At 72.2% G+C, this 10,874-nt stretch carries 4 protein-coding genes and 3 tRNA genes; 6 read left to right on the top strand and 1 reads right to left on the bottom strand.

Annotated features, from left to right (window positions below):
• The first annotated feature begins 342 nt into the window (after nucleotides 1–342).
• Entirely contained in the window at nucleotides 343–1,131 is a 789-nt protein-coding gene (locus L1885_RS15825) for an SAM-dependent methyltransferase (RefSeq protein ID WP_235797759.1), read from the top strand.
• 198 nt (nucleotides 1,132–1,329) lie between these two features.
• Here L1885_RS15825 and L1885_RS15830 read toward each other — a convergent pair whose 3' ends face one another.
• Complete coding sequence (locus L1885_RS15830; protein WP_235797760.1) at nucleotides 1,330–4,791, bottom strand: glycoside hydrolase family 3 C-terminal domain-containing protein; 3,462 nt, start codon at nucleotides 4,789–4,791, stop codon at nucleotides 1,330–1,332.
• 395 nt (nucleotides 4,792–5,186) lie between these two features.
• Here L1885_RS15830 and L1885_RS15835 point away from each other — a divergent pair, with 395 nt between their 5' ends.
• The 5 genes from L1885_RS15835 to L1885_RS15855 all read left to right on the top strand — a co-directional run bounded on the left by L1885_RS15835 (nucleotide 5,187) and on the right by L1885_RS15855 (nucleotide 10,714).
• On the top strand, nucleotides 5,187–5,534 hold the full coding sequence (locus L1885_RS15835) for a hypothetical protein (protein WP_235797761.1): 348 nt from the start codon (nucleotides 5,187–5,189) through the stop codon (nucleotides 5,532–5,534).
• Between the two features lie 342 nt (nucleotides 5,535–5,876).
• Nucleotides 5,877–5,951: transfer RNA gene (locus L1885_RS15840), tRNA-Asp, on the top strand.
• A gap of 22 nt (nucleotides 5,952–5,973) precedes the next feature.
• A tRNA-Phe gene (locus tag L1885_RS15845) sits at nucleotides 5,974–6,047 on the top strand.
• Nucleotides 6,048–6,243: 196 nt separating this feature from the next.
• A complete protein-coding gene (gene hrpA, locus L1885_RS15850) occupies nucleotides 6,244–10,380 on the top strand; it encodes an ATP-dependent RNA helicase HrpA (protein ID WP_235797762.1) in 4,137 nt (1,378 codons plus the stop codon).
• Between the two features lie 259 nt (nucleotides 10,381–10,639).
• Nucleotides 10,640–10,714, top strand: a tRNA-Asp gene (locus L1885_RS15855).
• The last annotated feature ends 160 nt before the right edge of the window (nucleotides 10,715–10,874 follow it).

Raw genomic sequence — 10,874 nt, forward strand, 5'->3', positions numbered from 1 at the left:
GCGCCCGGCCGGGCCCGGCGGCGCCGGAGCGCGGGTCGTCGTGCCCGCGCGCGCCGCTGATCGGCCCGGGTCGGGACACCGCGCGCGGGACACGGCACCGGCCCGGTCTCCCGAACCGGCGACGCGTGGGGCACTCTTGGATTGTTGTTTTTTCTGTGAACGTTCCGAACCGCTTTCAGATCAGTCCTGTTCGCCCGTGATCCTTCGCCGGCCCGACGTACTGAGGTACCGGCGGCCGGCACGCCGGCCCGTCGGCTCTCAGCGCACCGGGCTCGGCCCCGCACCGCGCACACCCGCTCGTTCCCTCGTGTATCCACGGCCACTCGCACAACGGAGCCCTTCATGACCAACGGCACGCCCAAGCCCCGGATCGACACCAGCAAGCCCCATCCGGCGCGGGTGTACGACTGGCTGCTCGGGGGCAAGGACAACTACCTCGTCGACCAGGCCGTCGGCGACAAGCTCCCCGAGGAGTCGAAGGCGGCCGCGCGGCAGAACCGCGCCTTCATGAACCGGGCCGTCGCCTGGGCCGCGAGCGAGGGCCACGACCAGTTCCTGGACATCGGCACGGGCATCCCCACGCAGCCGAACCTGCACCAGATCGTGCAGCGCGTGAACCCCCGCGCCCGGATCGTCTACACGGACTACGACCCGATCGTGCTGCGCCACGCGGAGGCGCTGCTCATCTCGACGCCCGAGGGCACGACCGACTACATCCAGGCCGACGTGCGCGAACCGGAGAAGATCCTCGAGCACGCGCGGACGATACTCGACTTCGACCGGCCCGTCGTGCTCTCGCTGATCGCCCTCCTGCACTTCATCCAGGACGAGGAGGACCCCTACGGCATCGTCCGCACCCTGACGGACGCGCTGCCGTCCGGAAGCCTGCTGATCTTCTCCCACGGCACCACCGACTTCCACCCGGCCGAACTGGTGGAGACCGTGAAGGAGGCGTACCGCAAGGGGACGATCCCGCTGCGCTTCCGCACCCGCGAGGAGACCCTGCGCTTCTTCGAGGGCCTCGACCTGGTCGAGCCCGGCCTCGTCACCGCGCCCGAGTGGTACAAGCAGGAGCCCCGCCCGGAGGAGGAGCGCAGCGGCATCTACGCGGCGGTCGCCCGCGTGCGCTGACGGCTCGCGCGGCGGTGGTCGCCCGCGTACGCCCGCGGCTCCCCGGCGCCCCGCCGCGCCGGGCACGACGGCCCGCGGCGCGAGCGAGCCCACCGCACCACGCGACGAGGCCCGGCCCCCTGTCAGGAGGGAGCCGGGCCCCGCTCTTTCCGCGCGGCCCGGGCGCCCCCCGTGTTCACGGCGTCCGGACCGCGCGCCTCACCCGATCGCCGCCGCGAACAGGTGCAGCGCCGCGTTGTCCGGCAGCGTCACGTACGCCACCTGCTTGCCCGCCGTCAGCGGCACCGACGACGCGTACAGGCTGACCTGGTGGTCGTGCGGCAGCGTGTCGGTGGCCGGGTTGTTCCAGTGGGCCGTGGTGGCGACCAGCGCGCTGCCGTCCACCGCCTGGTTGCTGTACCAGTCGGCCATCGTCACCGTGCCGGCGGACGTCGTGCCGTCCGTGTACGTGACGGTGGCCTGCCCGCTCTGCGTGCCGTTCGTGCCCGCGCCGAGGAACGCGAGCCGCGTCCCGGAGCCGTGCAGGGCCACGGCCTGGCCGGCCGCCGGCACCTCGTCGGCGGTGCCCGCCGCGACGCCCGGCCAGGTGAAGGTGGCCTCGGCCGTGCGGACCTGCCCGCCCGGGGCGATCCCCGCGTCGGCGAGGGCCTGTGCCGAGTAGCTGTACCCGGCCCCGCCGAAGTCGCCGGCCGCCGGTGCCGCGTCGTCGGTGACGCCGACCTCCGTGGCCGCGGAGGCCAGGTCCGGGTAGGCGACCTGCACGGTCGCCGAGCCGTCGCCGGAACTCGTGCGCGGCGAGCCGAGGTAGCGGGTGGTGGCCGCCAGCCGCGCCGGGCCGCCCTTCGCGTCCGCGGGGACCGTCACGGACCAGGTCGTCGAGGCCGACTTCCCGGGCAGCACGGCGAGGTGCGTCGCCGCGTCGCGGGCCGTGGCGTGCCAGCCGGCCGGCACGGACAGCTTCGTCGTCGGAGCGACGACGGGCTGCGTGGAGCCGTTGGTGAAGGTGGTCTTCACCGTGATCGCGGAGCCGCCGGTCACGAGCGAGGGCGCGGTCACCTTCGTGTAGCGGGGGCCGCTCGTCGTGCGGACCTGGAAGCCGCCGCTGAGCGGCAGGCTGCGCGAGGAGTCGCCGACGTGCACCGTGTAGGCGCCCGGGGTCAGGGTCCACGCCTGCGCGTCGCTGTTCCAGTACGAGGCGTCCCGCGCGGTGACGTCGAAGGACACCTGCTTGGTCTGGTGGGCCTTCAGGGCCACCTTCACGAAGCCCTTGAGCTGGTCGGCCGGCTCGCCGGCCGCCTTCGGGTCGCTCAGGTACAGCTGGGCCACCTCGGAGCCGGCGCGGTCGCCGGTGTCGGTGACGTCGGCGGTCACGCGCAGCTTCCCGCCCTCCCGCAGCGTCGAACCGTCGACGTGCAGGTTCGAGAAGCGGTACGAGGTGTACGAGAGCCCGTACCCGAAGGGGTACAGCGGCGTCTCGCCCTTGGCGTCGTAGTACTTGTAGCCGACGTCCAGGCCCTCCGAGTACTGGACCTTGCCGTTCACGCCGGGCCACTGGGCGGCGGTCGACGCGGGCACCTGGTCCAGCGACTTCGGGAAGGTCACCGGCAGCCTGCCGGACGGGTTCACGTCCCCGTACAGCAGCGCGGCGATCGCGTTGCCGGACTCCTGGCCCGGGTACCACGCCTCGAAGACGCCCTTGACCTGGTCGATCCACGGCATCGTCACGGCGGAACCGGTGTTCAGCACGACGATCGTGTTCGGGTTGGCCTGGGCGACGGCCTCGATGAGCGCGTTCTGGGTGCCGGGGAGGTCGATGTTCGCGAGATCGCTGCCCTCGGACTCGAAGTCGTTGGCGTAGACGATCGCGACGTCCGACTTCGCGGCGAGGTCGGCGGCCTGGCCCTGGAGGTCGCTGCCGGGCTGCTGCCAGCCGAGGTGCACCTCGTCGCCGCCGGTGCCCTGGTAGTAGTCGACCTCGACGGACACCGGCTTGCCCGCGGTCAGCGTGACCGTGCCGGTCTCGGTGTGCGTGGCCTGGTCGCGCCAGTTGTCGATGACCTGCTTGCCGTCGATCAGCAGCCGGCTGCCGTCGTCGCTGCTCAGGCCGAAGGTGTACGAGCCGGTCGCCGGCGGGGTGAGGGTGCCGGTCCACTTCGCGGAGAAGTCGGTGCCGGGCACCCCGTCGGCCGGGGCCGCGCCGTTCCAGTTGAAGTCGACCTGCGCGTCGGTGCGCGTCGCGGCGGGCGTGCCGGTGAGCGTCTTGTTCGCGTAGTAGTCGCCCTGCAGGCCGTGGCCGGTGCCGGACGGCGGGGTCAGGTACTGGCTGTCGACCACGGGCAGCTGCCCGTTGGCGCTGACGTTGCCCTGCGCGTAGGCGACCGTCGTGCCGGCCCCGGCGCGGGCCTTGATCCCGTCGTACGGCGTGACGGTGCCGGTGCCCGCGACGGTGGCGCTGCCGCCGCCGGCGCTCATGGTGTCCTTGCCGGCGCCGTCGCCGATGACGGCGATCGACTTGACCTTCCTCCCGTCGAGCGGGAGCACGTTGCCGCTGTTCTTCAGCAGGACGGCGCCGTCCTCCGCCGCCTTCTTCGCCACCGCGACGTGGGCGGCCGTGGACGCGACGGCGTCCGGGGTGTCGGCCGAGGGGTGGTCGAAGAGGCCGAAGCGGAACTCCTCGCGCATGATCCGCGCGACCATGTCGTCCACGCGGGACCTGTCGACCTTCCCGTCCTGCACCGCCGTCTTCAGGGCAGCGCCGAAGTAGGAGTCGTCGGGCATCTGCATGTCCATGCCCGCGTTGGCGGAGGCCGCGGTGGAGTGGGTGCCGCCCCAGTCCGAGGTGATGAAGCCGTCGAAGCCGAACTGGTTCTTCAGGATGTTGTTCAGGTAGGCGTTCTCGCAGGCGTACGTGCCGTTGATGGACGAGTACGAGCACATCGCCGACGACGGCTTCGCCTGGGACACGATGGTCCCGAACGCGGCCGTGTAGACCTCCTGGACGGTCCGGTCGTCGATGACAGCGTTGTCGGTGACCGTGTTGCGGTTGGTCTCCTGGTTGTAGACCGCCCAGTGCTTCACCTGGGCCATCACGCCCTGGGACTGGATGCCCTCGATGTCCGCCGCACCGATCTGGCCGGTCAGGTACGGGTCCTCGCTGTACGACTCGAAGGCGCGGCCCCAGCGCGGGTCGCGGACGATGTTCACGGTCGGGCCGAGGTCGACGTCGACGCCCTTGGCCTTGTCCTCCGCGCCGATCACCGCGCCGTAGGAGGAGGCGACCGACGGGTCGAAGGAGGCCGCGACGCTCGCCGCGGCGGGCAGCTGCGTCGTGTCGTTCATCCGGACGCCGACCGGGCCGTCCTGCATCTTCAGGGCGGGGATGCAGAGCCGGGCGTCGCCCGGTACGTACCCCGTGTACGCGGAGCCGGCGGCCCCGTGCACCATCGTGATCTCCTCGTCCAGCGTCATCTTCGACAGGACCTGGGAGACGCGGTCGTCGACCGGGGCGTGCGAGCCGAGCCAGGGGCAGGCGGCGGAGGACCCGGACGCGGGGCTCTCGGGGTGGGCGGGGGCCGCGGCGGCCGAGGCGGGCACGGCCAGCGCCGCGACCAGCAGCGCGCCGGACGCCACCGCACCGAGGTGCGGTCTTCTTCTGCGCATACGGAACTCCTGGGGGGAGAACGGGGCGTGAGGTGGAGGGGAAGGTGGAGGGGAAGAGCGGCGGACGTGGAGGGAAACAGCCCCTGTGACAGCAGGTGTTCGCATCGGGACGGACCGCATTGTTTCTACGGCCTGTCATGTCCAGGGACAAGAAGAAGGCGGCGGAATTGGCCGGATCATTGAACTCGCGCCGCCGCCCGCACCGTCCGCCGCCACGCCGCCCGCCCTTCCCGGGTCCCGCCGGACGCCGCACCCCCGCCGCCACGGGGAAGGCGGGCCGGTGGGCCCCGACACCCCGGCCCGCCCCCGCGCGGCGGCGCTGCCGATGTGCGCCGCGGCCGAAGTAAGGTACGGGCCACCGCACCGGTAGCAGGCAGCAGAAGGCGAGTGTGTCCATGCCCGACAGCCCAGAGCGCTACGTCGCCCGCGTCGTGGACGTGCCCGAGGAGGGCATCCGGCTGGCACCCGCCCCGGGGACGGCGCCCCCGCAGGAGCCGACGGAGGTCAACCTCCTGGGCATGGCCGTCGCGCTGGCTCTCGGCACCGCGGACTACGAGCACCACCCCGAGCCGCGCAACCCCGAACTGCAGACCGTCGACGCCCTCCTCGCCGGGGACGCCGTCATGCCCTGGCGCGCGACGCGCGAGGTCGCCGGCACCGATCCGTACGTCGTGTGCGAGCGCTCGGCGAGCGGCCACTACCACTGCCGCGTCCAGCACCGCCCCGAGGACGATCCCGCCTGATCCACGGCCGCCCGCCACCACCGTGCGGCCCCGTCCGACGGGGAGCCGCACGCCGGGCCCGGCCGCCGCTCCGGGTGCCGGGCAGCGGACGCTCCGCTCCCCCCGCGGGCCGCGCCGCGCCATCTCACGAGCGGCTCGCGTCCCGGCGTCCGACCCGCTCGCGCACCCGGCCCGGCGCGGGTCTTCCCGCCGGTCGGACGAGCCGCCGGGCAGGACAGGGCACCCTTCCCGTTCTGATACGCTCATCCAGCGACGTTCGGACAAGGAGCACCACCCACTGCCAGCGGGTAATCGGTTGGGGCTCGCATCACCGTGTGCGACACTTGTTCACGCGCATCGCCTGGTCCTGTGGAGCAGTTTGGAGTGCTCGCCACCCTGTCAAGGTGGAGGCCGCGGGTTCAAATCCCGTCAGGACCGCTGCAGCTCGTCGTAGCTGCGTGGCTGGGTAGCTCAGTTGGTACGAGCGATCGCCTGAAAAGCGATAGGTCGCCGGTTCGATCCCGGCCCCAGCCACATCCGTACGAGAGCGATCCGTCCCCCGGACACCGAGGGGCGGGTCGCTCTCGTCGTGTGCGCCCGGACCGGTGCGGGCGGCCCCTCCGCCCGTGCGGAGCGGCGCCCGGCTCGGGCGGTCACGGCGGCCCGCGGGCAGCGCACGGCGAAATGAGTTCGCCGCTTCGGCGGCCTCGGTGCGATCCTGGGATGCGGTATGTCTACTTCCCTCGCCGACCTCCAGTCCCTGCTGGCCGAGGTCTCCCTGCGCGACGCGCAGCGGCTCGGCCGGCGGCTCGAAGGCACCCGGCGCATCCGCAAGCCCGAAGCACGCCAGGCGGTGCTGGACGAGATCGCCGCCGAGGCGGAGAAGGCCGCGGAGCGCGTCCGTCGGCGTGCCGCCCGCCTGCCCGAGATCACGTATCCCGAACAGCTCCCCGTCAGCCGCCGCAAGGACACGATCCTCGAGGCGATACGCGACCACCAGGTCGTGATCGTCGCCGGCGAGACCGGGTCGGGCAAGACGACCCAGATCCCCAAGATCTGCCTGGAGCTCGGCCGGGGCGTGCGCGGCATGATCGGGCACACCCAGCCCCGCCGCATCGCCGCCCGCACGGTGGCCGAGCGCGTGGCGGAGGAACTCGGCACGCCGCTCGGCGAGACCGTCGGCTGGAAGGTCCGCTTCACCGACCAGGTCAACCCGGAGTCCACGTTCGTCAAGCTCATGACGGACGGCATCCTGCTCGCCGAGATCCAGACCGACCGCGAGCTGCGCGCCTACGACACGATCATCATCGACGAGGCCCACGAGCGCAGCCTCAACATCGACTTCCTGCTCGGCTACCTCGCCCAACTGCTGCCGCGCCGCCCGGACCTCAAGCTCGTCATCACCTCGGCGACGATCGACCCCGAGCGCTTCGCCCGCCACTTCGGCGCCTTCGCGTCCGTGCCGACGGCCTCCAGAGCCTCCGCGGCTTCGGCGACTTCCGCGGACTCGGCGACTTCGACGGCTCCGGCGGCTTCCGGCGCGGCCGGCGCCGGCCGCCCGGACGGAGAGTCCGGGTCCGGATCCGGGTCCGCCGAGGTTCCGGGCGCCCCGATCATCGAGGTGTCCGGCCGCACGTATCCCGTGGAGGTCCGCTACCGGCCGCTGCTGGAGGAGAACCCCGGCGAGGACGCCGAGGGCGACCGCGACCAGATCACCGCGATCTCCGACGCCGTAGACGAACTCCAGGCCGCGGGGCCCGGCGACATCCTCGTGTTCCTCTCCGGAGAGCGCGAGATCCGCGACACCGCGGACGCGCTGGAGCGCCGCAAGCTGCGCAACACCGAGATCCTCCCGCTGTACGCCCGCCTGTCCCACGCCGAGCAGCACCGCGTCTTCCAGCGCCACTCCGGCCGCCGGATCGTCCTCGCCACCAACGTGGCCGAGACGTCCCTGACCGTGCCCGGCATCAAGTACGTCATCGACCCCGGCACGGCCCGCATCTCGCGCTACAGCCTGCGCACCAAGGTCCAGCGGCTCCCCATCGAGCGCATCTCGCAGGCCAGCGCCAACCAGCGCAAGGGCCGCTGCGGCCGCACCTCGGACGGCATCTGCGTCCGGCTGTACTCCGAGGACGACTTCCTCTCCCGCCCGGAGTTCACGGACGCGGAGATCCTGCGCACCAACCTCGCCTCGGTCATCCTCCAGATGACCGCGGCCGGGCTCGGCGACATCGAGAAGTTCCCCTTCATCGACCCGCCGGACCACCGCAACATCCGCGACGGCGTCCAACTCCTCCAGGAGCTCGGCGCGCTGGAGTCGGAGCAGAAGGAGCGGCGCGGACGCCTCACGCCGCTCGGCCGCCGGCTGTCGCAGCTGCCCGTAGACCCGCGCCTCGCGCGCATGGTCGTCGAGGCGGACCGCAACGGCTGCGTCCGCGAGGTCATGGTGATCGCCGCGGCCCTGTCGATCCAGGACCCGCGCGAGCGGCCCGCCGAGAAGCAGGCCCAGGCCGACCAGCAGCACGCGCGCTTCAAGGACGAGACGTCCGACTTCCTCGCGTTCCTCAATCTCTGGCGCTACCTGCGCGAGCAGCAGGAGGCCAGGTCGTCGTCCTCGTTCCGCCGCATGTGCAAGGCCGAGTACCTCAACTACCTGCGCATCCGCGAATGGCAGGACATCTACAGCCAGCTGCGCACGGTCGCCCGCCAGATGGGCATCGCGCTCAACGAGCAGGACGCGCCCGAGCAGCGCGTGCACGTCTCGCTGCTGGCGGGACTGCTCTCGCACATCGGCATGAAGGACGTGCGCGACGCCAAGTCCGCCGGTGACGGCAAGGGCGGCGACGGGAGCCGGCGCGGGGGCGAGTACATCGGCGCGCGCAACGCCAAGTTCGCGATCTTCCCCGGCTCGGCGCTGTTCCGGAAGCAGCCCCGCTTCGTCATGTCGGCCGAGCTGGTCGAGACGTCCCGGCTGTGGGCGCGCGTCAACGCCCGCATCGAACCGGAGTGGATCGAGCCGCTCGCCGGCCACCTGCTCAAGCGCACCTACAGCGAGCCGCACTGGGAGAAGGACCGGGCGGCCGTGGTCGCGTTCGAGAAGGTGACGCTGTACGGCGTGCCGATCGTCGCCGACCGCAAGGTCGACTACGGCCGCATCGACGCCGAGGTCTCCCGAGACCTGTTCATCCGCAACGCCCTCGTCGAGGGCGACTGGCGCACGCACCACCAGTTCTTCCACGACAACCGCAAGCTGCTCGGCGAGGTCGAGGAGCTGGAGCACCGCGCGCGGCGCCGGGACATCCTCGTCGACGACGAGACGCTGTTCGACTTCTACGACCAGCGGGTCCCCGCCGACGTGGTCTCCGGCGCGCACTTCGACTCCTGGTGGAAGGCGCGGCGCCGCGAGGAGCCCGAACTGCTCGACTTCGAGCGGTCGATGCTGATCAACGAGGCCGCGGAGTCCGTCACCAAGGACGACTACCCGGACTCGTGGCGGCAGGGCGCCCTGAAGTTCCGGGTGACCTACCAGTTCGAGCCCGGCGCGGACGCCGACGGCGTGACCGTCCACATCCCGCTCCAGGTGCTCAACCAGGTCACGGGCGAGGGGTTCGACTGGCAGATCCCGGGCCTGCGCGAGCAGGTGGTGACCGAGCTGATCCGGTCGCTGCCCAAGCCGATCCGCCGCAACTACGTGCCCGCGCCGAACTTCGCCCAGCGCTTCCTCGACCGGGCCGTGCCCCGCCAAGAGCCGCTCGTCACGACCCTGGCGCGGGAACTCCAGCTCATGGTCGGCGTGCCCGTCACGGCCGACGACTTCGACGTGTCGCGCGTGCCCGACCACCTCAAGGTCACGTTCCGGATCGTCGACGAGCGGCGGCGCAGGCTCGCGGAGGCGAAGGACCTGGAGACGCTGCGGGCGAAGCTGCGCCCGAAGGCCCGCCAGGCCCTGTCCGAGGCGGCCGCCGCGACGGCGGAGCGCTCCGGGGGCGAGGCCATCGAGCGGACCGGCCTGAAGGACTGGACGATCGGCTCGCTGGTACGGGTCTTCGAGACACGCAGGGCGGGTCAGCCCGTGAAGGCCTACCCGGCGCTCGTCGACGAGGGCGCGACGGTCGCGGTTCGGCTCTTCGACACCGAGGCCGAGCAGCAGCTCGCCATGTGGCGCGGCACGCGCCGGCTGATCCTGGCGAACATCCCCGTCAGCCCGGCCAAGTTCGCCTCCGACAAGCTCACCAACCAGCAGAAGCTGAACCTGTCGAGCAATCCGCACGGCTCCATCCAGGCGCTGTTCGAGGACTGCGCGACCGCGGCGGCCGACAAGCTGATCGCCGACCACGGCGGGCCCGCGTGGGACGAGGAGTCGTACCGCAAACTCTTCGACAGCGTCCGTGCGGACCTCGTGGACACGACCGTGCGGACCGTGGCCCAGGTGCAGCAGATCCTGGCGGCGTGGCAGGCGTGCGAGCGGCGGCTGCGCGCGACGACGAGCCCCGCGCTGCTGCCGAACGTCCAGGACGTCAAGGACCAACTGGCGCGGCTCGTGCCCGCCGGGTTCGTCACGAAGGTCGGCGTGCGGAGACTGCCGGACGTGATGCGCTACCTGGTCGCGGCCGACCGGCGGCTGCAGCAGATGCCGACGGCCGTCCAGCGGGACACCACGCGCATGGAAAAGGTCCACGAGATGCAGGACGAGTACGCGTGGCTGCTGGAGCAGCTTCCGGCGGGCCGGCCGGTGCCGGAGCAGGTACGCGACATCCGCTGGATGATCGAGGAGCTGCGGGTCAGCTACTTCGCGCACGCCCTCGGCACGGCGCAGCCCGTCTCCGACAAGCGCATCGTGAAGGCGATCGACGCGGCGGCGCCGTGAGCCGACGGCTGCCCGGGCAGCCGGGCGGGCCGGTCGCCCCTGCCCGCCCGGCTGCCGAGGACGGGTCTCGCGGCTCCGCTTCCGGCCCCGGTGCGGGGCGTCCGCGTGCCGGTCCGGGGCCGCTGGGTGCCCTGCCGGGACGCCCCGGCGCGGAGGCCGTCCCCGTAGCGCGGGCATCGCGCTGAGTGAGTTCGACCTGACCATCTGAGCTGCTGTAGAGTCTGTCTCCGCAGCCCGCACTCGCCGGGAGGCGCACCAAGGTCCTGTGGAGCAGTTTGGAGTGCTCGCCACCCTGTCAAGGTGGAGGCCGCGGGTTCAAATCCCGTCAGGACCGCACGACGTCGAAGGGCCCGCATCCTCGGATGCGGGCCCTTCGCGTTGCCCGGCCGACGTCGGGACGCCCGGCCGACGTCGGGACGCCCGGCCCGCCCGGCGTGCGCGGCCGGACGGCCGGCAGCGGGGCGTGCGCGGCCACGGCATCCGCCACGGGGACG

It is taken from the genome of Streptomyces fuscigenes, from assembly GCF_021556455.1.
GTDB lineage: Bacteria > Actinomycetota > Actinomycetes > Streptomycetales > Streptomycetaceae > Streptomyces > Streptomyces fuscigenes.